Source organism: Wolbachia endosymbiont of Diaphorina citri, from assembly GCF_013096535.2.
Taxonomy (GTDB): domain Bacteria; phylum Pseudomonadota; class Alphaproteobacteria; order Rickettsiales; family Anaplasmataceae; genus Wolbachia.
Genome location: NZ_CP051265.2, coordinates 1116267 through 1139705, shown reverse-complemented (window position 1 = coordinate 1139705; position 23439 = coordinate 1116267). Strand labels below are relative to the sequence as shown.

35 protein-coding genes are annotated in these 23439 nt (G+C 33.5%); 2 read left to right on the top strand and 33 right to left on the bottom strand.

Annotation, left to right across the window (positions count from 1 at the left end; all coding sequences use genetic code 11):
• Nucleotides 1–238 precede the first annotated feature (238 nt).
• The 3 genes from HGO49_RS05340 to HGO49_RS05330 all read right to left on the bottom strand — a co-directional run bounded on the left by HGO49_RS05340 (nt 239) and on the right by HGO49_RS05330 (nt 4658).
• Nucleotides 239–1636 (bottom strand): hypothetical protein, encoded by a 1398-nt coding sequence (locus tag HGO49_RS05340; RefSeq protein WP_017532509.1) that lies wholly within the window; start codon nt 1634–1636, stop codon nt 239–241.
• Nucleotides 1637–1778: 142 nt separating this feature from the next.
• Nucleotides 1779–4421: a pyruvate, phosphate dikinase gene (gene ppdK / locus HGO49_RS05335; protein ID WP_017532508.1), complete on the bottom strand. Its 2643-nt coding sequence runs from the start codon at nt 4419–4421 to the stop codon at nt 1779–1781.
• A 93-nt stretch (nt 4422–4514) separates the two neighbouring features.
• On the bottom strand, nt 4515–4658 hold the full coding sequence (locus tag HGO49_RS05330; protein WP_017532507.1) for a hypothetical protein: 144 nt from the start codon (nt 4656–4658) through the stop codon (nt 4515–4517).
• Between the two features lie 460 nt (nt 4659–5118).
• Here HGO49_RS05330 and fabG point away from each other — a divergent pair, with 460 nt between their 5' ends.
• Nucleotides 5119–5853: a 3-oxoacyl-[acyl-carrier-protein] reductase gene (fabG, locus tag HGO49_RS05325; RefSeq protein WP_017532506.1), complete on the top strand. Its 735-nt coding sequence runs from the start codon at nt 5119–5121 to the stop codon at nt 5851–5853.
• A 97-nt stretch (nt 5854–5950) separates the two neighbouring features.
• Nucleotides 5951–6286, top strand: coding sequence for a TrbC/VirB2 family protein (locus tag HGO49_RS05320; RefSeq protein WP_017532505.1), 336 nt, complete (start codon nt 5951–5953; stop codon nt 6284–6286).
• A gap of 1 nt (nt 6287) precedes the next feature.
• On the opposite strand, the gene HGO49_RS05315 is transcribed toward HGO49_RS05320, so the two are convergent.
• The 30 genes from HGO49_RS05315 to rplD all read right to left on the bottom strand — a co-directional run bounded on the left by HGO49_RS05315 (nt 6288) and on the right by rplD (nt 23437).
• Nucleotides 6288–7577 carry a M48 family metalloprotease gene (locus tag HGO49_RS05315; protein ID WP_017532504.1) on the bottom strand — a complete coding sequence of 430 codons (1290 nt, stop codon included), beginning with the start codon at nt 7575–7577 and terminating at the stop codon, nt 6288–6290.
• A 71-nt stretch (nt 7578–7648) separates the two neighbouring features.
• The gene (gene ribB, locus HGO49_RS05310) at nt 7649–8293 is read right to left on the bottom strand and encodes a 3,4-dihydroxy-2-butanone-4-phosphate synthase (RefSeq protein WP_007302560.1); all 645 of its coding nucleotides are present in this window, start codon (nt 8291–8293) and stop codon (nt 7649–7651) included.
• A 3-nt stretch (nt 8294–8296) separates the two neighbouring features.
• Entirely contained in the window at nt 8297–8791 is a 495-nt protein-coding gene (gene greA, locus HGO49_RS05305) for a transcription elongation factor GreA (protein WP_007302559.1), read from the bottom strand.
• Nucleotides 8792–8800: 9 nt separating this feature from the next.
• Complete coding sequence (atpA, locus tag HGO49_RS05300; protein ID WP_017532503.1) at nt 8801–10342, bottom strand: F0F1 ATP synthase subunit alpha; 1542 nt, start codon at nt 10340–10342, stop codon at nt 8801–8803.
• Nucleotides 10339–10890 carry an ATP synthase F1 subunit delta gene (atpH, locus tag HGO49_RS05295; protein WP_017532502.1) on the bottom strand — a complete coding sequence of 184 codons (552 nt, stop codon included), beginning with the start codon at nt 10888–10890 and terminating at the stop codon, nt 10339–10341. The genes atpA and atpH overlap by 4 nt, the downstream gene beginning before the upstream one ends.
• A 38-nt stretch (nt 10891–10928) precedes the next feature.
• Entirely contained in the window at nt 10929–11282 is a 354-nt protein-coding gene (locus HGO49_RS05290; RefSeq protein WP_017532501.1) for a YraN family protein, read from the bottom strand.
• Nucleotides 11283–11293: 11 nt separating this feature from the next.
• Nucleotides 11294–11722, bottom strand: coding sequence for a 50S ribosomal protein L17 (rplQ, locus tag HGO49_RS05285; RefSeq protein ID WP_010404731.1), 429 nt, complete (start codon nt 11720–11722; stop codon nt 11294–11296).
• 7 nt (nt 11723–11729) lie between these two features.
• Nucleotides 11730–12797: a DNA-directed RNA polymerase subunit alpha gene (locus HGO49_RS05280; protein ID WP_017532500.1), complete on the bottom strand. Its 1068-nt coding sequence runs from the start codon at nt 12795–12797 to the stop codon at nt 11730–11732.
• Between the two features lie 20 nt (nt 12798–12817).
• Entirely contained in the window at nt 12818–13204 is a 387-nt protein-coding gene (gene rpsK, locus HGO49_RS05275; RefSeq protein WP_017532499.1) for a 30S ribosomal protein S11, read from the bottom strand.
• A gap of 24 nt (nt 13205–13228) precedes the next feature.
• Nucleotides 13229–13597: a 30S ribosomal protein S13 gene (gene rpsM, locus HGO49_RS05270; protein ID WP_017532498.1), complete on the bottom strand. Its 369-nt coding sequence runs from the start codon at nt 13595–13597 to the stop codon at nt 13229–13231.
• A 59-nt stretch (nt 13598–13656) separates the two neighbouring features.
• On the bottom strand, nt 13657–14298 hold the full coding sequence (locus HGO49_RS05265) for an adenylate kinase family protein (protein ID WP_017532497.1): 642 nt from the start codon (nt 14296–14298) through the stop codon (nt 13657–13659).
• Complete coding sequence (gene secY, locus HGO49_RS05260; protein ID WP_017532496.1) at nt 14295–15623, bottom strand: preprotein translocase subunit SecY; 1329 nt, start codon at nt 15621–15623, stop codon at nt 14295–14297. Before secY ends, HGO49_RS05265 begins: the two co-directional genes overlap by 4 nt.
• A 3-nt stretch (nt 15624–15626) precedes the next feature.
• Entirely contained in the window at nt 15627–16097 is a 471-nt protein-coding gene (gene rplO, locus HGO49_RS05255) for a 50S ribosomal protein L15 (RefSeq protein ID WP_006012263.1), read from the bottom strand.
• A 3-nt stretch (nt 16098–16100) separates the two neighbouring features.
• Nucleotides 16101–16613 (bottom strand): 30S ribosomal protein S5, encoded by a 513-nt coding sequence (rpsE, locus tag HGO49_RS05250; RefSeq protein WP_010404712.1) that lies wholly within the window; start codon nt 16611–16613, stop codon nt 16101–16103.
• Between the two features lie 12 nt (nt 16614–16625).
• A complete protein-coding gene (gene rplR, locus HGO49_RS05245) occupies nt 16626–16997 on the bottom strand; it encodes a 50S ribosomal protein L18 (RefSeq protein WP_006012258.1) in 372 nt (123 codons plus the stop codon).
• 5 nt (nt 16998–17002) lie between these two features.
• Nucleotides 17003–17548, bottom strand: a complete 546-nt coding sequence (rplF, locus tag HGO49_RS05240; protein WP_017532495.1) for a 50S ribosomal protein L6 — start codon at nt 17546–17548, stop codon at nt 17003–17005.
• Nucleotides 17549–17564: 16 nt separating this feature from the next.
• Nucleotides 17565–17960: a 30S ribosomal protein S8 gene (gene rpsH, locus HGO49_RS05235; protein ID WP_006012252.1), complete on the bottom strand. Its 396-nt coding sequence runs from the start codon at nt 17958–17960 to the stop codon at nt 17565–17567.
• Between the two features lie 22 nt (nt 17961–17982).
• Nucleotides 17983–18291 (bottom strand): 30S ribosomal protein S14, encoded by a 309-nt coding sequence (rpsN, locus tag HGO49_RS05230; RefSeq protein WP_017532494.1) that lies wholly within the window; start codon nt 18289–18291, stop codon nt 17983–17985.
• A gap of 12 nt (nt 18292–18303) precedes the next feature.
• Nucleotides 18304–18840, bottom strand: a complete 537-nt coding sequence (rplE, locus tag HGO49_RS05225) for a 50S ribosomal protein L5 (protein WP_017532493.1) — start codon at nt 18838–18840, stop codon at nt 18304–18306.
• Nucleotides 18841–18846: 6 nt separating this feature from the next.
• Nucleotides 18847–19164, bottom strand: coding sequence for a 50S ribosomal protein L24 (gene rplX / locus HGO49_RS05220; protein ID WP_010404700.1), 318 nt, complete (start codon nt 19162–19164; stop codon nt 18847–18849).
• Nucleotides 19164–19523 carry a 50S ribosomal protein L14 gene (rplN, locus tag HGO49_RS05215; protein ID WP_007302542.1) on the bottom strand — a complete coding sequence of 120 codons (360 nt, stop codon included), beginning with the start codon at nt 19521–19523 and terminating at the stop codon, nt 19164–19166. Before rplN ends, rplX begins: the two co-directional genes overlap by 1 nt.
• A gap of 18 nt (nt 19524–19541) precedes the next feature.
• A complete protein-coding gene (gene rpsQ / locus HGO49_RS05210; protein ID WP_010404696.1) occupies nt 19542–19772 on the bottom strand; it encodes a 30S ribosomal protein S17 in 231 nt (76 codons plus the stop codon).
• Nucleotides 19765–19968, bottom strand: coding sequence for a 50S ribosomal protein L29 (gene rpmC, locus HGO49_RS05205; protein ID WP_040754783.1), 204 nt, complete (start codon nt 19966–19968; stop codon nt 19765–19767). Before rpmC ends, rpsQ begins: the two co-directional genes overlap by 8 nt.
• Before the next feature lie 11 nt (nt 19969–19979).
• The gene (gene rplP, locus HGO49_RS05200; protein ID WP_006012233.1) at nt 19980–20393 is read right to left on the bottom strand and encodes a 50S ribosomal protein L16; all 414 of its coding nucleotides are present in this window, start codon (nt 20391–20393) and stop codon (nt 19980–19982) included.
• Between the two features lie 11 nt (nt 20394–20404).
• Nucleotides 20405–21025, bottom strand: coding sequence for a 30S ribosomal protein S3 (gene rpsC / locus HGO49_RS05195; protein WP_017532491.1), 621 nt, complete (start codon nt 21023–21025; stop codon nt 20405–20407).
• Nucleotides 21026–21064: 39 nt separating this feature from the next.
• Nucleotides 21065–21415, bottom strand: coding sequence for a 50S ribosomal protein L22 (gene rplV / locus HGO49_RS05190; RefSeq protein ID WP_017532490.1), 351 nt, complete (start codon nt 21413–21415; stop codon nt 21065–21067).
• A gap of 9 nt (nt 21416–21424) precedes the next feature.
• On the bottom strand, nt 21425–21709 hold the full coding sequence (gene rpsS / locus HGO49_RS05185; protein ID WP_017532489.1) for a 30S ribosomal protein S19: 285 nt from the start codon (nt 21707–21709) through the stop codon (nt 21425–21427).
• A 3-nt stretch (nt 21710–21712) separates the two neighbouring features.
• Complete coding sequence (gene rplB / locus HGO49_RS05180) at nt 21713–22537, bottom strand: 50S ribosomal protein L2 (protein ID WP_017532488.1); 825 nt, start codon at nt 22535–22537, stop codon at nt 21713–21715.
• A 1-nt stretch (nt 22538) separates the two neighbouring features.
• Nucleotides 22539–22826 (bottom strand): 50S ribosomal protein L23, encoded by a 288-nt coding sequence (locus HGO49_RS05175; RefSeq protein ID WP_017532487.1) that lies wholly within the window; start codon nt 22824–22826, stop codon nt 22539–22541.
• Complete coding sequence (gene rplD / locus HGO49_RS05170) at nt 22823–23437, bottom strand: 50S ribosomal protein L4 (RefSeq protein ID WP_017532486.1); 615 nt, start codon at nt 23435–23437, stop codon at nt 22823–22825. Before rplD ends, HGO49_RS05175 begins: the two co-directional genes overlap by 4 nt.
• Nucleotides 23438–23439 lie beyond the last annotated feature (2 nt).

Here is a 23439-nt window from a genome sequence, read left to right as displayed (position 1 = left end):
CAACTAAAAGGGTGTCATTCCAGCGCGTGACGCTGGAATCTATAATCTTGTCAAAAACTCAGAATTCCTGGATCCCAGTGTCAAGCACTGGGATGACACCTATTTATTTTCGGTGCTCCCTTTCTTGTCATTCAAGTAGCTACTTCCATGACATCCATCTGTTTATATGGTTGTCTTTTCTCTTCCACCTATTTTGCCACCCTGATGAGGATATATTAGCATATATTTAAACAGAGCTTTAGCCCATCACTAAACCAACACCCAATTGCTCAACACTATCAATTTTAATTTGTAAAGTGCCCTTTATAAATTTATTAGCCTGGTCTGTACTCATAAAAACTGTATGTTTATTGGGCATTAATTTTTCCATATCTGCTCTATTTTTTTTATCTTGCAAATGAGGTTCGCAAATATAGCTATACTTTTTAAAATCTAGAAGTTTAGCAAAGCCATCACGATCATCCTCATGGTGAAAAGCAACATTTATACCTACTATTTCCTCCGTTTCTTGCAGCTTTCCATCTTTATCTATTACCTGTGCCTTAGCAAGCGCAACTGTAGGCTTATGGCCATAATTTGCTCCAATAACCCTTCTTATTGAATGTTCTATTGCTATTTTTTGCACTTCAGGATTTTCATCAAACTCTTTCAAAAAATTAAGGTGTAAGTTAATATATTCAGAGTATTTCAATCTGTGTTTTTTATGTATAGTTGGTTTATAAGACAGTTCATTTGTAGGTGACTTATAGCTTGCAAGAAGCAATTTTTGTTCATACTGTTCATTACATTCTTTTACCCTTTCAAAATGTCTTTCATATTGAGTCAACCCCTCTTTTCCTTTTTTCTCCATCTTTTTCAAGAATTTCTCTACAGGTTCTCGTTTGGCTAGACTAATTTTGCGTATAAGCGGAATTTGTTTTTTCAAGCTAACCCAATATGGTAGGCAAACAACTTTTGCATCTTTCGAAAATAGACCTTCTAATTTTTTCACTGCATTGTATAAGTTTGCTGATTCTGGTTTATAATGCCCACTATTATTGTCTATATAAGTTATTTTACCATTTACCACTTTCATTAAACCAGAACATAAAATCGGCTTACCGCCTGCAAGAGTTGAATGACGATAAGCCCATTCGCTTTTGTTAACATTAATATGTTCATGAGTTACTAGCTTTCCGTCAAGCGTGATCACATAAGCTACACAACCTTTTTTATCCTTACTAATTTTATCAGTTGTATCATATAGTTTACCTTTAAAGCCTTTTAACTTGTTACCTTCCATTTCTGGCATTAAGTCAACGTATAATTTTCCTTTATAAGGAATGTTGGTATATTCTGCTTGTTCATCTGGCGTAAAATACTTAACCCTTGTATTAATTCCAGGAATTTTTCTTCCTTCAACTCCAACTTCTGGAAACAAATTATATCGTGGAAAAAAATAAGTAAAATTATTCTCTATCCAATACAGAATCTTATTTATGATACCAAAAACCTTTCTATTACCTAGATCAATAGAGAGTTGCTGTTCCTTTGGTACTGCTAGATGATTGGACTTTGTACCAGATTTGCCAAATTCTTTAGCAGCATATTTAAACTTTTCTAGTAAATATTCCTTACGTTCTTTTGATACTGACATTTTTACCTCACCCACTATTATTTTAAACAAAAAGTCAATCTTTCTTAAGATATTAAGAAAAAAAGTAGCAGCAAAATAGCTAAACTGACTTAGATTTATCGACAATTTGAAAAATCATCATTCCGCTACTTGTTAGCGAAATCTATGTTCGTACAGTTGTGCTGCCCAACAAACTTATGCTAAGCTGTGCTGCCACTAATTTTGCAACCGGTACTCTATATGGTGAGCATGAAACATAATCCACCCCTGACTTGATGAAAAACTCTATAGATTTTGGATCTGCTCCATGCTCTCCACATATACCCAGCTTTATTTCTCTTCGGGTTTTTTTGCCTCTTTCAATGGCTATCTTGATTAACTCCCCTACCCCTTCGATGTCCAGCACTTCAAATGGATCATTGTCAAATATATTGCTTTCCTTATAAGAATCGAGGAAATTAACTGAATCATCTCGTGAAAGTCCCATGGTTGTTTGCGTTAAATCATTAGTGCCAAAACTAAAAAACTCTGCATGTTTTGCTAATTTATCAGCAATCAGTGCTGCTCTTGGTAGTTCTATCATCGTTCCGATTGAATAACTCACATCGAAATTTTTAGCCTCTTTCTTTACTAACTCGCATATCAGAACAAACTCTTTCTCGCTCATGATAAAAGGAATCATGATTTCAGGTTTCACTTCTATCTTCTTTTCTTTCCTTAATTCACTTGCAGCACTGAGTATTGCCCTAATCTGCATTTTATATATTTCAGGATGAGAAATAGCAAGCCTACAACCTCGATGGCCAAGCATTGGATTTTTTTCTGATAACTGTACTATTTTATTTTTTACTGATTCAACTGACTTATTCAGTGATTTGGCAATTTTCTCTATAATAGATTGATTGTGGGGCAAAAACTCATGTAGAGGTGGATCAAGTAAACGTATAGTAACCTCCCTGCCCTCCATAATAGAAAATATTTCTTTGAAATCAGACTTTTGCATTTCTTCGAGTTTATTTAATGCATTTGCCCTTTCATTTTCATCATCAGCTATTATCAATTTTTGAATGAATTCGATTCTATCACTAGCAAAAAACATATGTTCTGTGCGACATAATCCTATACCTTCTGCACCGAATTCTTTCGCAATTTTTGCATCTTTTGGAGTATCAGCATTCGCTCTCACCTTCACTGTTTTGATTTTATCTACCCAGTTAATTATCGTTTTGAACTCTTGAGATAATTCAGGCAAAACTGTCGGAAGAATACCAAGCATAACCTCTCCTGTTCCTCCGTCGATGGTGATTGGTTCACCTTTATTTACTTTTATATCCCCCATAGAAAGAAATTTTTCATCTTTATCAATATAAAGTCCACTTAGACTACAAATACATGGTTTACCCATTCCACGAGTTACAACAGCGGCATGGGAGGTCATACCTCCCCTCGCTGTTACTATTCCACTTGCAACATTCATTCCATTAATATCTTCAGGGCTCGTCTCTGATCTTACCAAAATTACTTTTTTACCCTGCTCTGCAGCTTTTTCAGCATCACTTGCACTGAATACTACACATCCAGAAGCAACACCTGGAGAAGCTGGCAGTCCTTTGCCTATTACTTCTTGATCGATTTTAACATCAAGAACTGGATGCAATAAATTGTCAAAGGTTTTTGGGTCAATTCTCAATATTCCTTCCTCTTTTGTAATCGCTCCTTCGTTTACCATATCAACTATTATGCGAATAGCAGCTTCGGCTGTGCGCTTACCAGACCTAGTCTGCAAAATCCATAACTTACCGTCCTGTACAGTAAATTCGATATCCTGCATGTCCTTATTATGCCTTTCAAGTTTTTCACATACCGAGCATAATTCGCCGTAGACACTTGGTAAAAACTTCTCCATAGTGTTTTCTTGCTCCCCGTCAATTGGCATAGGAGTATAAACACCAGAAACCACATCCTCACCCTGAGCATTAATTAAAAACTCACCAAAAAGCTTTTTTTCTCCAGTTGAAGGATTCCTTGTAAATATCACACCAGTTGCTGAATTATCATTCAGATTACCAAAAACCATTGCTTGTACATTAACTGCAGTTCCAAGGTTTTCAGGAATATTATTTATTTTTCTATAGGAAACAGCTCTATCATTTTGCCAAGAAGAAAACACTGCATTTACTGAATTGAGTAACTGTTCTTCAACGTTCTGCGGGAAATTTTTTCCTATTTTCTCATATACTACATCTTTGAAATCATTAACAATCCCCTTTAAAACATCAACATCAAGATCAGCTAAGCTTTTTGCTCCACTTTTTTGCTGTTCACTATCAATAATGTCTTGAAATAGGTTGTGGTCAAGCTGTAGTACAACATTCGAGTACATCATGATGAAACGGCAGTAGCTATCGTAAGCAAAACGTTCGCCACTTTTTTTTGCAAGACCAACAACGGTTGCATCATTTAGGCCAACATTTAGGACTGTATCGAGCATGCCCGGCATTGAATTCACACTACCAGAACGTATGGAAACTAATAAAGGATTATTTGAATCCCCGAATTTACAACCGATGTCACTTTCGAGCATCGCCATGTAGTTTTTTATCTCGTTACGTAGATCACACGACAATTCATTATCTTGACAATAGGCCTGACAAACAGCAGTGGAAATTGTAAAACCAGGTGGAACAGGAATGCCAATGTTACACATCTCTGCCAGATTTGCTCCCTTCCCTCCTAGTAGATTTCTCATTGCTGCATTGCCTTCACAGTTGCTTTGGCTAAAGTAATATATTAACTTTTCTTGCATTTTTTTTCGGATTTTCACTAATAAACATACTATACATACTATTCTAATAAATTTGTCAGGCAGGAGTAATAAATTTTGTAAAATTCAGCACAATTAAATAGCCTCTTTTCCTTTCATTCTAGTGTCCCTATTGTCATTCAAGTCTGTCATCTCAATGAACTCTATGATATCATTCCAGCGCATGACGCTGGAATCCAGTTCGTCCATAATCTCAACAAAAACGTTGTGTTTTAGCATAATTTTGTGCTCAATATGATTATTTATAGTAAAGACTTCTGGATTCCAGCATCAAGTGCTGGAATGACACCGTCATACCTGTTGGAGTATGAATGTAGCCTTATCTCACACTCCTGTCATCCCAGTACTGGTATCCAGAAAACTGATCAAGTAATAAGAACTAGTCACGCGCTGGCTCTCTTAAATTACTTTAACTATAAGTGTTAAGAAATTTACCAATCAAAAAAAGGCAAAAGAATCCACATGGTGCTAATTTTATTACTGTAATTGATAATGTGCTAACGCTTTAAATAAGCGCGATCTGGCCGAATGTAGAAAAAATAAAAAAGGCATGCAGCCGCCATAATTTCGCCAATAAATACAAGATTTGTCAAGAAGCTTCTATTAAATGAAAGTTATGAAAAAATCTATTGCAAGTCTTTTAATATTCTGTTAAGAGCTGGAACAAATAAAAATTATTATGTTTGGATTAGAGAATAAGAAATTTCTGATTACTGGTGCATCAGGCGGAATAGGCCAGGCAATTGTAGAAATTATGCATAAGGCCAGAGCAACTTTATGTATTTCTAGTACAAAAAAAGAAATAATCGAAGAAGTTGCTAAAAAATATGAAAAAAACATTCACGTACTTCCTTGCAACTTATCAAATCCTGAAGAGGTAAATCAACTAATAAATAAAGCAAGTGAGTTGATGAAAGGCTTTGATGGACTCATATGCAATGCAGGAATTACACAAGACAGCTTATTGTTGAGAATGACAGATGAAGCATGGCAAAAAGTGATTGACATTAATTTGACCTCCACATTTAAGCTAAATAGAGAAGCATGCAAGAAATTCATTAAAAATAATTGGGGAAGAATCATAAATATTTCCTCAATAGTAGGATTGACAGGAAATGCCGGGCAAGCAAATTATGCAGCTTCTAAAGCTGGGATAATAGCCATGAGTAAATCTATAGCAAAAGAAGTTGCAAGTCGTAATGTAACAGTAAATTGTATTGCTCCTGGATTTATAGATACTAAAATGACTGAAGTTTTAAATGAAAAACAAAAAGAAAAAATATTAGATAATATTCCAATGCAAAGAATGGGAACAGGGAAAGAAATAGCAGCAGGAGTATTGTTTTTAGCAAGCGACGAAGCAAGATATATAACGGGGCATGTGCTTAACATCAATGGTGGGCTATTTATGTAGCAACACTTATTTATGGACAAACTATGAGTTTTACCCTAAAATAAATATATATATATAAATTTAGATTCACACTAGTTTATTACTTGGAGGCAAAAGAATGAGCTATATAATAAAAAAATTTTTTAATGCTTTATGTATAGTGTTGTTTCTATCTTTTTCAGATTACGCAAATGCTGCTAATGAGATAAATGATACAACTGCCCAAGTAATATGCAATATTATTGGTTATATTTGGGGAATAGGTGGGCCACTTATGACTGTAGTCATAATAGGTGCAGCTTTGCTTGCAATATTTGGTAGAATGCCATGGCCAGCTCTCTTTGCCCTAGGTATGTTTTGTGGTGTATTTTTTGGTGCCAAAGCGATTATAATGAAAATTATACCCGATAGCATTAAACAAGATAGTATGTTGAGCAAGTGTGGGGAAAAATAACTTAAAAATCAGGATATTTTTGTGTGTATTGTTCCTTCATGTCTTCAATTTGCAGCAAGCAAGAGCTATCTCTCGGTAAAGTTTTAATAGCTAACTCAGCGTACTTCATAAATTTCTCTAAATTACCTTCAATACAAGCCTTCTTTGTCAAAGCAAAGTAATACATTGCCATATCAGCGCTACGTTTATATGCAATACTTAAATACTTCCAGACAAAAGCGTTATTTGCTTCTACGCTTGCAATCTGCTCCAGGTAAAAAATTGCCTTCTCTACGTCACCGTATAACAATAAAGTATGAGATAATGCAAGTTTCACTAAATAGTTATTCTTCTCAGATAAATATCTAAGTGATTCTTCATACATTTTTATTGCTTCATTTAAATTTCCAGCTTTGTATAACATCTCCGCTTTTAATTCATATAAATAAGGATCATTGCGTGACTCTTGAATCAATGAATTAACTTTAGTAATAGCCTCTTCGATCTTTCCTTGCCTATAGTGAATTACAGAATTTACATACTTAGAACTACCTTCATATTTATTAGATAACACATGAATAGGAGCAAAGAAAGAGTCTAGCTTTGCAACCATACGCTCAAACTTCAGCAATTTATCTGCAAGGATTGGTTTTATATTGTTTTTAACCTTATAATTCTGTACAGCAAATATACGCTTATCACTAAGTGGGTGAGTGCGGAAATACTCTTCAGTGTTTTCATGCTCAATACTCTTAAAATAGTCAAAAATCTCTTTCATACCCAAATTATCATAGCCAGATTCATCTAGGTATCTTAAAGCATAGCTATCTGCTACACTCTCTTGCTCTTGAGAATAGTTAAAAAACAACCTTGAACTAAGCGTTACACCACTAAGCAAGATTGCACTCGCAACCTGAGGGTTAATGACAATACTAGAAACTAATCCTACCATATAACTAATCATTGCTATTGATTGAAAATAACCTACAGCACTACTCATTTGTAATACATGACCAGCAGATATATGAGCAATTTCATGTGCTAATATACCAAGTAAGACATAAGGTTCAGTCGAATATTGTAAAAGCCCTAAATGAATGAAAATGCTATTATTGTTAATTACAAAAGCATTAATCGATCTATCATCAACTATAAAAACTTTTATTTTATCATTATCAATACCCGCAGCAGAAAATAAAGGTTGCGCTAGATCCTTAACTACCGCTTCCACTTCACTATCTCTAATAATACTAACAGAGTAAGCGCTATTACAGTATACGAAAAAAAATAGTAAAACAAAAAGCTTAGACATGGAAATTCCTTGTTTGTATAACTTTGAGGAATTTTATATTTTAACACTTAAACTATACGAATCTATAAACGCTAGTTTAAATTTTGAACGTAACTGATAAGTTTATCAATGGTAGTTAACTTAATATTATGTTGTTCAGCAAATTCAAGCAACTGGGGTAAGCGCATCATAGAGCCATCATCATTCACTAATTCACAAATAACTGCAGAATGATTACATCCCACTAACTTAGCTATCTCAACACTTGCTTCAGTATGACCAGCACGTTGCTCTACTCCACCCTCATGTGCAATCACAGGAAAAATATGACCGGGAGTTATAATGTCATCCTGAGTTCTATTTTTATCAATAGCAACATGTATAGTTTTTGTTCTATCCTCAGCTGAAACACCCGTAGTAATACCATAACGTGCATCAATTGATGTAGTAAAAGCAGTATGATTTTCACCAACATTTTTTTTTTCCATGAAACTAAGGCCTAACCTTTTCATGTGAACTTTAGTCATTGCTAAACAAACAATCCCTGTACCGTATCTAACCATAAAAGCCACATGTTCTGGCTCTAATTTCTCAGCTAATACAATCAGATCACCTTCATTCTCTCTGTTTTCATCGTCAACTAAAATGAATAATTTACCAGAACTAGCATCCCTCAATACATCTTCGACAGAAGAAATACCGGGTAGACTAATTGAAGGATAAGTTACTTGTACCATGATTTACTTAAACTCAATCTTAACTATTTTATACAATTTCTCTCCATTTGGCACTATCACTTCCACATACTCACCAACTTTTTTGCCAATTAAAGCACTACCGAGTGGTGAATCCGTAGAGATCAACTGCTTTGAAGCATCAGCTTCATACCCACCTACAATCTTATAAACATATTCTATTTCACTGTTATCATCACCGAGCATGCTTACCGTAACAGTTGCACCAAACATTACTGTATCACCAGACAAATTTTTTACTTCTATCACTTCTGCATGTGAAAGTTTACTTTCTACCTCAATTATACGGCCTTCAATAAAACTTAATCTCTCCCTTGCTGCATGATATTCTGCATTTTCAGATAAATCGCCTTGATCACGAGCATCAGAAATAGCCTGTATGATAGAAGGTTTTTCTTCCTTTAATTTCTCAAGTTCGACTTGCATACTCTCAAAGCCTTCCCTTGTAATAGGAAACTTGTTAACAATGGATGAAGTCATAATCACCGCCTAAACGCAATTAAATTGAGTGACAAAATCACTCACAATACCAAGAATATCATCTTTTATATCATCATTAATGTCACCTGACAACTTTTTTAAAACTCCAGGGTGAACAGTTTGAAAATAATTGATAAGATCACACTCGAACTTATTGATGTTGCTCACCTGTACCTTACTTAATTGACCATACAGATTAGAAAAGATATACATAAGCAATACTTGCTCTTCTATTTGCATAGGTGAATACTGTTTTTGCTTTAATAATTCAATAAGGTATTTACCTTTGTTTAAGGACAATTGAACAGTAGCATCAAGATCAGAACCAAATTTAGCAAAGTCTTCCAGTTCTCTATATTGGGCTAAACTCAGCTTTATAGAACCAGCAACTTTTTTCACAGATTTCAATTGTGCAGCAGAGCCAACCCGAGAAACCGATAAACCTATATTCACTGCAGGGCGAAATCCTTTGTGAAACAATTCAGACTCAAGAAAAATTTGTCCATCGGTAATTGAAATCACATTAGTTGGGACATATGCAGATACATCACCAGCCTGAGTCTCAATAATCGGCAAAGCAGTCAAAGATCCCTGTCCTTTTTCATCAGACATTTTGGCAGCTCTTTCAAGCAAGCGAGAGTGTACATAGAATATATCTCCAGGATAAGCTTCACGACCAGGAGGACGTCTTAGCAATAAGGACATCTGCCTATATGCCACAGCATGCTTAGATAAATCATCATATACCACCAAGCAATGCATTCCATTATCACGGAAAAATTCTCCAATAGTGCAACCGGTATAAGGTGCTAAAAATTGCATAGGCGCGCAGTCAGATGCACTAGCCACAACTACGGTTGTATACTCTAATGCTCCACTTTCTTTTAGCTTATTCACCACTTTTGCTACTGTCGAAATTTTTTGTCCAATAGCAACATAAACACAGTAAATTTTTTGATTTTCGTTTACCTCATCATTAATCTTCTTCTGATTGATAATAGTATCAATCGCAATAGTGGTTTTACCAATTTGTCTATCGCCAATAATTAATTCACGTTGCCCTCTACCTATAGGAATCAACAAATCTATAATTTTAATTCCTGTCTGCAGAGGTTCATGCACAGATTTACGGTCAATAATACCTGGTGCTTTAGATTCTATATACATTTTGTTTTTGGCTCTAATTTCTCTGCCATCGTCTATAGGATCGCCTAATGCATTTACAACTCTCCCTAATAATTCATGACCTACAGGCACCTGTACAACATCACCACTACATTTTACAACGTCCCCTTCTTTTACATCACGGTCATTGCCAAGCACAACTATTCCAGCTGTATCATGATCTAAATCAAGAACTATTCCTTCTACACCGCTTGCAAAAGATACCTTTTCACCAAACTTTGCTTTTTCCAACCCATAAACCAATGTGATACCATCCGTTACTGAAATTACTTCACCTATATTTTCTCGTTTTATAGGATTATCAAATGTCTCAACCTTCTCTTTTATTATGTTTACTACTTCAGAGGCATTTATGCTATTCTTCATATACAATTCCTTATTTTCAACATTTCCATTTTACTCAAATCAACCAATCTATCCAAATAACTCTTAAGCGAAGCATCAATCAAGTTAAAACCATACCTAACTACAAAGCCACCTAGTATAGAAGGATCAACCACATTATTGACTTTTATTATTTTACCAAGAAAGTTCAAAGATTCAGTAATTATTTTTATATCAGGTTTCTTTAAAACCTCTGCTGATTTTATAGTAATTTCCAATTCGTTTTCACTTTCCCTTACAAGATTTAAGAATTTTTCTAATATAAGAATTAATAAACGGGAGCGCTTGTTTGCAAGTGTAACCATAATAAATTTGACTAAGTTTTCACTCAAGTTCTCATTTATAGAAAGTATCGCTTCTTTTTTGTGCAGAAGAGAAACCATAGGATGAGATAGATACACAAAAACATCACTTTGATCTTTAAAAAAAGCTAACAAAAATTCTACTTCTTTTCTTATAATACCTAATCTGCTTCCTGAGACATGAAACAGTGCTCTAGCATAAGATGAAACTAAATTATTGTTTTTCATATTAAATTACCTATTCTAGTAAATCTAAGTTATTTAAGCTACCATCCCTCAATCCAAGCATTTTTTATATAAATAGGTCTTCTCCTTAAGGAAAGAAAACATAAATCATATCTGACTGAATAATCTAAAAAATCAAGATTTTTACTTAAGAAATATTTAGAAGAATTTATAATAGACTGACACTGAAAATGAGATATCGGTACTTCTTTTCCAAATAAACTTGTTTTAACTTCTATAAAAATCAGCTCCCTTTTTTTAGATACAATTAAGTCAATTTCACCCAACCTACAACGGAAGCGACGTTTTATAACATTATAGAATTTCAGCTTTAAATATATCGAAACTAACAATTCTCCAAAGTAACCTACAAAATAGCGTAACCTACTTACCATAAAAAGAATATTTAGCTTTGTGTAACTACTTTGCTTCCTTTTTTATTTTTACTATAAATCTCACCTTTTGCTGAAATATCTCTATCAACTAGCTCTATCACTGCCATTGGAGCGCAATCACCCTTTCGAGTACCAAATTTTATTATTCTAGAATATCCACCTTTACGGTCTTGATAACGATTAGCTAGAACGCTTAATAATTTATCAACTACTAACTTACTATTATGAAGACGTGAAAGCAAAAGCCTTCTACCATGTAAAGAATCGTTATTCTTAGCAATTGTAATAAACTTTTCCACATATGGACGAAGTGCTTTAGCCTTTGGTAAAGTAGTTACAATCTGCTCATGATTAATTAACGAGATAGATAGATTCTTTAACATTGATAACCTATGCTCGGTACAACGAGACAGTTTATTTTTCTTTATTCCATGTTTCATATACTACCTAATCCTCATCAGTATGTTGTTTAGCCAGTTCATCTATATTCTTAGGCGGCCAATTTGGTATATTCATACCCAAAGACAAACCTAAATTATTTAAAATTGCCTTGATTTCAGTCAAAGATTTTCGGCCAAAATTAGAAGTTCTTAACATTTCAACTTCCGTCTTTTGCACAAGATCACCTATATAAATGATACTTTCATTTTTCAGACAGTTATGAGACCTAACAGATAATTCCATTTCATCTACTTTACGCAATAGAACAGGATCATACTCTAAACCTTTAGCACCACTAGACAAAGAAGCCTGCGATTTTTTATAATTCATATCAGAACTAATAAAAGGCTGAAATTGCTCCTGTAATATTCTTGCAGCATAGTCAATAGCTTGACTTGGAGAGATTGTACCATCAGTTTCAATTGACAATGTCAGCTTATCTTTATCAGTAACTTGACCAACACGACTATTCTCTACTTTATACGAAACCCTCTCGACAGGACTATATAAAGCATTAACTGGAATAAAGCCAATTAAATCTTGTTCATTCATAAACTTTAAACATTCATTTTCTTTATATTTACTTACAGGAAGATAACCTTTTCCACTAGCAACATATATAGTAATGTTAAGCTCTACATCTTGACCTAGTGTACATATCACCAAATCTTTATTAACAATAGAGCATTGGTCATCAGTTTCTATCATTCCAGCTAATACTTGACAAGGCCCTTTAGCGCTCAAATTTAAGCACTTATTAGACGTGTTATTTAACTTACATCTCAACATGCCGATATTTAATGCTATATCAGTTATGTCTTCCCTAACTCCTTGGATCGAAGTAAATTCATGATTCACGCCTTCAATTTTTATTCCATAAACAGCATTGCCGCGAAGAGAAGATAACATTACACGCCTTAATGCATGACCCAACGTTAAAGCAAAACCACTTTCCAAAGGTTCTAGAACTATATCACTTTTTTTACTTGAATCACCTGATATTACCTTAGTCGCATTAGGCTTAATTAACCTATCTAAATTTCCATAGAAAGAAACATTATCACTATAATACATACAAAAACCTTTCAAATATCCTATACTCTTCTTTTTTTCCTTAATCTACACCCATTATGAGGTATCGCCGTTTTATCTGCAATTGAAGTGACAGTCAATCCACAATTCCGAAGTGCTTTAACTGCAGCTTCTGCACCAAAACCAGGACCACGAATTATTACAGAAACAACCTTCATACCAAATCTCTCTACTACTTTCTTCGCAGCAGAATCGGCAACCTTACCTGCAGCATAAGGTGTGGATTTTCTCGAACCAGAAAAACCACATGCACCAACAGAAGTCTGGTAAAGCGTATTACCACAAACATCAGTCACATTTACAAAAGTATTATTAAAAGTTGCACGAATATGGGCAATACCAGTAATAAACTTTTTTGTATTCTTACCAACCGTTTTAACTTTTTTCATAAAAATTCACGATAATAACAAATTTTATTTTTTTCCAGCAATAGGCAATTTAGATCTGCCTTTACGAGTTTTAGCATTAGTATGGGTTCTTTGTCCTCTCAAAGGCAAACCTTTTCTATGCCTTAATCCTCTATAGCAACCGATTTCTATTAAAGATTTTATATCCATAGCCACTTTTTTTCTGAGCTCACCCTCTATGACATATTTTTGCCTAATAAAACTACTAATTTTCTCTATATCTTCATCTTGTAATTCTGAAACACGCTTACGCTCATCAATTTTACAGCTACGACAAATTATATTCGCAGTAGTAATACCTATACCATGTATATAAGTTAATGCAAAAGGAATACACTTCTTGACCGGAACATTTATGCCTGCAATACGTGCCACTGATACCTCGATACTTTATTAATAATAACTCTTAATTTATACCATAAAACAACTTATAGTCAAATCAAATTACAAGAAATTTTACTTTCAATCTCTTGCATTACTCTATCAACACTCAAATTAGCATTAATTGTTAACAACTTGCACTTATAATACTCGCGCAAACCCTTCATCTGAAAATGATATTCTCTTATCCTCTTATTAATTGCAAGCATATTAGCATCATCAATTCTCTTCTCCAATCTCGTACTTTTACATTTAGCACAAGTAGTATTTTTAAAAGAAGATATACTATATATACTTTTACAATCCAAACAAGTAAGACGATCTTTTAATCTATCAATTGCAATATTATCGTCAAGCTGCAACTCAATTACAAGATCAACATCCCTATTGCATCTTTTTTGCAAAACTTGAGTTAAAAAATGAGCTTGATTTAAATTTCTTGGAAAACCATCTAACAAAAAATCACCATCTATTAATGCAAGCTGGTCACACAATAATTTACATATAACTTCATCTTGAATTAAGTTACCAGATTCGACAGTATCCTTTATTCCTTTACCTAATTTACTCCCACTAGATATAATATTCCTTAATAAATCTCCTACTGAAACTAATTTAAAATTATACTTTGCTATTAACAAACTGGACTGAGTACCCTTACCAGAGCCAGGAGGACCAAAAATTGTAATAATCACTTTAGTCTCCTTGTTTTAAACTCATATTTCTTTATCCAACTATCGTACCTATTTGAAAAAACATAAGATTGTACTTGCATAATAGTATCAGTAATAACGTTAACTATAATCAGCAAGCTCGTCCCACCAAAAATAAATGGTATATCATAATGATACCTCATAATTTCAGGTATAGTACATATTACCACCAAATACGCAGACCCAATAAATGTTAATTTAAAAACTATATCTTGAAGATAATCAGAAGTATGTTTTCCAGGCCCTCTACCAGGAATAAAACCACCATTTTTCCTAAGAAAATCAGCATTTTCCTCTGGATTAAATATAAAATTGGTATAGAAAAAATTAAAAAGTACTATGAGTATTAAGTAAGTTATAATGTACATCACTTTATTTGCCATAAAGTAATTTAAAATAAAATCAGCAATGGCATGACCTTTATAGAAATTTGCAATTGAAATAGGCGTTAATAGAATTGCGTTAGCAAAAATAGTTGGTATTACACCAGATAAATTGATCTTCAATGGAATGTAAGTAAAATCATCATTATGTAATTTTTTAAACTGTTTTTTGGGATATTGAACAATTACCTTTCTATAAGAAGATTCTGTAAAAATGACTAAAAGGAGCAGTAAAAAAAACAATGCTATAACAAAAAGGGTAATGAAAAACGACATACTACCATTTTTATTTAATGTTAGCAGAGATGATAAAGCATTATGTAATTCAGATGTTATGCCGGTAAAAATGATTAATGAGATACCATTGCCTATACCGCTCACACTGATCCGCTCACCAAGCCATATTAAAAATATAGTTCCACCTAAAAGGCTAAAGACACCTATAGTACGAAACATAATACCAGGTTCAACTACAACTAATACCCCTTCCCTATTCATTCTTTCTAACCCTATTAAGATCGTAATTGATTGAAAGATACAAAACACTATAGTCATATAGCGTATATAAGAGTTCATCTTTCGACGTCCTAACTCTCCGTCATTTTTAATTTCATTGATTCCTTTAACGGCAGAAGACAATAATTGCATAACTATGGATGCAACTATGTATGGCATAACATTTAACGCCAAGATCGTCATTCTAGCTAAAGCGCCACCAGAAAATAAATTAAATACTCCAAAAACACCAGAACTCTCTTTTGGAAATATATCATTGATTATATCAAGATTAATTCCAGGAATAGGAACATAAGTGCCTAAACGATAACAAACTAAAGCCATTAGCGTAAAAAATATACGCTTTAGTAAATCACTTTTATATAACAAGGTAGAATCCAAACTATTAAATGCAAATTTACTGTTCATGATTTACGATAGTATTTCTACACTACCACCAACTGAAGCTACAGATCTTTTTGCAGCTTCTGATGCAAAATCAACATGAAACACAAATTTTTCGCTTAATTTACCCTTATTAAGAAGTTTGATTTTACTTTTAACAGATCTGATAAAACCTAATTTATGCAGTAGCTCCTTATCTATGATAGAATCCTTGACTATTTTTTTAGCTTCCATTAAGCACTGTACATCACCAACATTAAATATAGAGTATAAGTTTTTGCGTATAGGCTTAAAACCTCTTTTAGGTAAACGAGTATATATAGACTGCTGTCCACCTTCAAAACCATTTATAGAAACGCCACTTCTCGCTTTTTGCCCTTTATGCCCCCTACCAGATGTTTTACCTTTACCACAACCAATACCTCTACCTAATAATTTAGGCTTCTTTTTTTTAGATAATTTGGTAAATACAGAATTTAATTTTACAGCATCATTCATACTTTACCTATTTCCAACTATCTCACTAATCTTTTTGCCCCTCTTACCTGCCACTTGGCGAGGAGATAACATAACATCAAAAGCCTTAAATACTGCACATATAATATTATGAGGATCATTTGATCTAGTAGACTTAGCTACCACATCCTTTATACCTAATACCTCAAAAACCGATCTCATTGCTCCACCAGCAATAATACCTGTTCCAGTTCTTGCAGCTCTTAAAACTATCTCACCAGAACAAAATTTAGCTTTAATATCATGATGTAAAGTTCTACCTTCACGTAAGTACACCCTAATCATCGACTTCTTTGCAGCATTTACAGCTTTCACTCTTGCTTCAGCAACCTCTGCGTGTTTACCTATTCCACATCCTACCCTACCCTTACCATCACCAACAACAACCAAAGTTGAAAATGAAAATCTTCTACCACCTTTAGTAACCGTTGTTACCCTTCGGACTGAAACCAAAAGTTCTGATAAATCATTATTATTTTGTAAATTCTTTACAGCCATACTTCAAACCTTCTAAAATTCAAATCCAGAGCTTCTTAAAGCTTCAGCAAATTGAGAAATCAATCCTGTATACTTATATGCCCCCCGATCAAAGACGAACCGCTGCTGCAATTTTGTACTAGACAGACGCTCAATCAATAAAGAAGAAACCTGTTTTATAGTTTCAGCATTGACCCTACCTTTACATACATTCCTAATTTTATCATCCAAAGTAGAAGCAGAAGCTAGGGTTGTTCCTTTTGCATCGTTAATCAACTGAACGTAAAAATGTTTATTAGACTTAAATATGGATATACGTAAACGCCCAGCGCTCTTATCGAGCTTCGCTCTATTACGAAGTTTCCTTTTTTCATAGCTACTTAAAAAATTATGCAATCTTTTCATTTTAATTACTTCTTTTTATTTACAACCTTACGCAGCATAAATTTGCCTTTTATTACAATACCCTTACCTTTATAAGGATCATATTTTCTAATTTTGCATATATCAGAAGCCACCATATAGACTTTTTGCTTATCCATACCGCGAATCACTAAATGAGTTGGCTTTATACACTTAATCTCAACTTCTTTAGGCACTTTATACTTAATATTATGACTATAACCAAGATATAAAGTCAAATACTTATCATCACATTCTGCTTTATACCCTACACCATTAATCTCAAGATCAACAGAAAAATCATTAACCATACCGTTAATCATGTTATTAATATTATTTCTATAAGTGCCCCATATAGATTTTATTTTATCATAATCATCCCTGCCTTGATCAACAGAAAGTAACAATTGATTATCAACTATCTGACACAGAATGCCAATACACAAGTTCAGCTCTTTTTCTGCCCTAACACTTCTTATTAATACCCTACGATCATTATATTCAACTGAAAGATCAGCAGGAATATTGATAGGTGCGGCACCTATACGAGACATACATTTCTCCTATCATTTAAAATACACGACACAAAACTTCTCCACCAACTTTTAATCTACGTGCATTATAATCGGTCATCACTCCTTTCGGCGTAGATATAATAAAAATTCCAAGACCATTATATGCTTTAGAAATGTCCTTACACTTAGAATAATAACGACAACCGGGCTTTGATACCCTAGCTATATCATTAATCACAGGTGATTTATCATAATACTTCAACTGCACAACAAGCGAAGGGACACTATCACTCTCTTGCTTTTTATAATTAAGAATATAGCCTTCCTCTTTTAAGATCTTCAATATAGAAGAATTCACTTTAGAGAATAGGACTCTTGTTTCCCTATGCATTGCCAATTGAGCATTACGTATTCTTGTTAAAAAATCACCAATACTATCAGATAACGACACTATTACACTCCTTATATCACATTTACCAACTAGATTTTGTAACCCCTGGAACTTGTCCAAAAGAACACAAATCACGTAAAACAATCCTACATAAACCAAATTTTCTATATACTGCTCTCGGCCTACCAGTTAAAGCGCATCTATTCCTAATTCTGATTTTAGAAGAATCTCTAGGCAATTTTTTAATCAGCTTACTTTGAGCTGCAAACCTTTTTGTAATAGATAAATCCTTATTATTCATTATAGATTTTAATTCTTCCCTTCTCTCCCTATACTGATCACATAACTTTATTCTACGAAGATTCTTCTGTATCATGGATTTTTTTGCCATATATATTTTCTCTCAATTATCAAAAAAAGGGAATTTAAGAGCCAGTAATAATTCCTTTGCTTCCTTATCACTAACTGCAGTCGTTATAATATTAATATCCATACCTCTAATTTTACTTATTTTATCATAGTCTATTTCTAAAAATGATATATGCTCCTTGATACCAAAGGAAAAATTACCATGACCATCAAATTGCTTCACACTAAACCCTCTAAAATCTTTTTCCCTTGGCAAAGCAATATATATTAATCTTTCTAAGAATTCATACATTTTATTCCTACGCAAAGTCACTTTACAACCTACAGTTGCACCTTTTCTAATTTTGAAACCAGAAATAGATTTTTTTGCAAAGGTTAACACAGGCTTTTGCCCAGCAATCAAATGTAGATTATCAAATGGCTCATTTATCGCTTTATTGTCCGTAGCAGCATCTCCAACGCCCATATTGATACACACCTTGACAAGTTTAGGCACTTGCATTACATTGCCGTAATTAAACTTATCCTTTAAGGATTTTACTATATTATCTTTATACAATTGTTTAAACATATCAACCTAATCTATCACTTCTCCAGAAACTTTTGCAAAACGCACTTTTCTACCATCTATAATCTTAAATCCTACTTTAGTTGGAGTTTTACACTTAGGATCCAATATTGCAACATTAGATACATCAATAGCTAACTCTTTATTCAATATACCACCACCACTACCAGCTCTTGGTTTAGTATGTCTCTTACACACATTTACGCCAGAAACAACTACTTTCTTTTTAGCATCACGTATTATAACTTTGATTACCTTACCAATTTTTCTCTTATCTTTACCAGTTAAAACTATAATATCATCACCACTTTTTATTTTAGCACTCATTATAAAACCTCATCAGCTAATGACATTATTTTCATAAAAGAACCAGACAATAACTTTTTTACTGGACCAAACACCCGAGTACCAAGTGGTTCACCTTGATCATTAATTAAAACCACAGCATTGCTAGAAAAACGAATTACAGAACCATCAGATTTCTTAACACTATTTTTTACTCTAACAACAACTGCTTTATATACTTTTCCTTTTTCAACTTTACCTTTTGGGTTAATAGACTTAGTAGATATAATAATCGTATCACCTACAGATGCAGATTTCCTACCACCTAACAAGCCAATACAAAGCACTGCACGCGCACCAGAATTATCAGCTACTTCTAATAATGTATTTTTTTGAATCATATAAATATCTATTCCTTTTTAGCTATTAATAACAACCCATTTTTTAGTAACAGAAATAGGCTTATGTTCCTGTATTAAAACCCTATCTCCCTTTTTGCAACTATTATTCTCATCATGTGCTGTATACTTCTTGTATTTTTTAATAACTTTTTTATACAGCCTATCCTTATACACTTGTAACACCGAAACCTTTACAGTCTTATCAGACTCAGCATTAGTTACGACACCACAAAAAACCTTCTTAGGCATTTTTTCCCTCTCTCTTTCTTCTATTTAATACAGTTAGACTACGAGCTATGCTCTTTCTTATTAAGCTAAAACGCGAAAAATTGTTGCACTGGCCAAGCTTTTTTTGAAAAGACAAATTAACAAATTCTTTCCTCAAATTCACAAGAAGTTGATGTAATCCTTGTGAAGATTCTGATTCAAATTTAACTATATCCATTACAACTCCATTCAATTATGATTAGATATAAATTTACACTTCATAGGAAGCTTAGCAGTCGCTTTTTCAAGCGCCAATCTTGCTAAATGCATGGGAACATCACTACTAATTTCAAACAAAACCCTACCGGGCTTAGCTTTAAATACCCAAAATTCAACACTACCTTTCCCTTTACCCATACGTACATCTGCTGGCTTTTTACTAACCGGGGTATCAGGAAAAATTCTTATCCACACTTTACCAGAGCGTTTTAACGTTCTAGATATTACGCGCCTTGCAGTTTCAATATGCTTAGACTGAACCTTACCTACTTCCATAGCTTTTAATCCATAATCTCCAAAAGACAGCGTGCTACCACCCTTAGCATTACCCTTGATTCTCCCCTTAAATACCTTTTTATACTTACTCTTTTTGGGAACAAACATTTCAATATACCTTAACTACCAACATAAACCCAAACTTTAACTCCTATAATACCACATATAGTCTTCGCTTCACAAAAAGCATAATCTATATTAGCACGCAAAGTGTGTAAAGGCAAACGACCTTCTTTGTACCATTCAGTACGAGCTATTTCAGCTCCGCCAAGACGCCCAGAGCAACTTACTTTAATACCCTCAGCACCCATCTTCAAACAACTTTGAATAGCTTTTTTCATCGCTCTTCTACATGAAATCCTTTTTTCTAGCTGATGTGTAATACTCCTTGATATTAAAGTTGCATCTATTTCAGACTTTTTAACTCCTACTACATTCACTTCGACACTACTTTCTACTTTTTTAGCTATTTTTTGCTTTATCTTCTCAACATCCAAACCTTTCTTACCTATTATAACTCCAGGCTTAGAAGAATGTATTATTACAGACACTAAATTAACTGTACGCTCTACAATTACTTTAGAAATACCAGCATGCTTAAAGGATTCATTTATATAACTGCGAATAAATAGATCGTGATGCAATTTCTGTTTATAATCGTCTGTAGCACACCAAACAGAATCCCAGGTATTACTATTTACTTGTAATCTAAATACTTTAGGATTAACCTTCTGTCCCATATTTTTACACTTTCCTTATTAACTTTCCATTTCTATAAATCATACAATTTCTTTCAATTTTATAGTTATATTACTATAAAATTTACTCATTCTATTAGCCCTACCCATAGCTTTTGGATATACTCTACGCAAAGTAAGGGACTTACCTATTAAAATTTCCTTTATATATAAATTATCAATATTCAATCCATAATTATTTTGAGCATTAGCAATTGCAGAATTCAACACCTTCATTATAAAACCAGCAGCCTTTTTTTCACAAAATCTTAATTGTACATTAGCAAAAGAAACTTTTTTATTACGTACTAAATCAGCAACCAAATTCAATTTGCGAGGAGTCGATCTTAAAACCCTAGAACCAGCCTCAACCATTATATCCCTATTTTTCATATCAATTACCTATCTTCTTGTTGCCTTTTTATCACCACCGTGCCCAGTAAATTTACGAGTAGGTGAAAATTCACCAAATTTATGACCTATCATATTCTGATTATCAACACTAACAGGAATGTAATCTTTACCATTATAAACAGCAAACTTTAAACCCAAACAATTAGGAAGAATTACAGAAGCCCTGGAATGAATTTTTATCACCTTATTAATAGAACCCTCTTTTAAAGTTCTCTGAACTAATCTTAGTACAGATGGGTGTAAAAAAGGTGGTTTCCATACAGATCTACTCATAAATTAACCTTTCAATTTTTTTATATACTTATCACTAGATTTATTTTTTTTCCTAGTTTTCTTTCCTTTTGTTGCAACACCCCAAGGAGTAACAGGATGACGACCGCCAGAAGTTTTTCCCTCTCCACCTCCATGAGGATGGTCAATCGGATTCATTGCAACTCCACGTACAGTAGGTCTAATCCCAAGCCACCTACTTCTCCCAGCTTTACCCAACTTTCTATTCTTATGGTCAGGGTTAGATACTACACCAATAGTAGCCTTGCAAGAAGATAAAATCAACCTAATTTGACCAGATCTAAGCCGCAATAAAACATATTGACCATCACGACCAACGATTTGTGCATAACAACCAGCAGCTCTAGCAATCGCAGCACCATTACCTGGCTTCAGCTCAACATTATGAACGAAAGAACCAACAGGTATGTGCTTGAGTAGTAAACAATTCCCTGGCAAAATATCAGCATCATCTCCAGCTGTCACAACATCACCAGGCTTCATACCTTGAGGAGCTAATATATAAGACCTAGTATCATCTTCCTTATATGATATTAATGCTAAAAACCCACTTCTATTTGGATCATACTCTATTTTCTCAACTATACCCTGATCACTTCTATTACGTTTAAAATCTATAAGTCTATACTTCTTCTTGTGACCACCACCCCTGTGACGAGTTGTAATTATACCATGATTATTTCTTCCACCACTGGATTTCTTACCAAATACAAGAGACTTCTCCGGCTTATCTTTTGATAAACCAACTTTACTTATTAATACAGTCCCACGAGAAGACGGAGTAACAGAATTAAAAAATTTCATACCCATACTAAACGCTCATTATATCTAATTTTTGACCATCCATCAAAGAAAAATAAACCTTTTTTCTCTGTTTTTTACAACCAATCACACCCCTAAAACGTCTATATTTAGGTTTAACTCTAATAACATTTATAGAAGAAGTTCTGACATTAAATAAAGACTCTATTGCCGATTTTATTTGACGCTTATTTACATTTACAAAAACATACAAAGAGTATTTATTAAACTTCTCTCTTAAAAGAGAAGTCTTTTCTGTGATTACAGGAGATTTTATTATATTATTATATTTAATCATAACAATCTACCTTCAAGATGCTTTAAAGTGTCTTTTGTTAACATCACGCATTCGTGATTCAATATATCAAAAACATTTAACCCAATAGGTTTAATTAAATCTACATAGTGCAAATTTTTAGCAGCACGTAACAAATCATCTCCATAATCACCAACTATTAAAAAAGAGGAAAATTTAAAATTTTTAATATATTCACACATTTTAGATGTTTTCTTCACATCAATATTTAAACTATCAAGAACAATAACTTGATTATTTAAATATTTTAGAGATAAAGCAATTTTCAAACCAAATTTGCGTACTTTTTTATTAAGAGAATAAGCATGACTCCTCACAACAGGACCAAAAATAATTCCACCACCTCTAAACTGAGGAGATCGCAAGCTCCCCTGTCTCGCCCTACCGGTACGTTTTTGACCATACGGTTTAGCTGTTGTACCAGAAACATCACTGATACCTTTTGTTTTATGAGCACCAACTCTTCTCTTTGCTAATTGCCATCTCACTATATCATGCAAAATACTCAATTTTTGCTTGGCAGAAAATATCAAAGGATTAAGCTCAACACTACCTACATTATTATTAGATAGATCAACTAATTCACATTCCATAA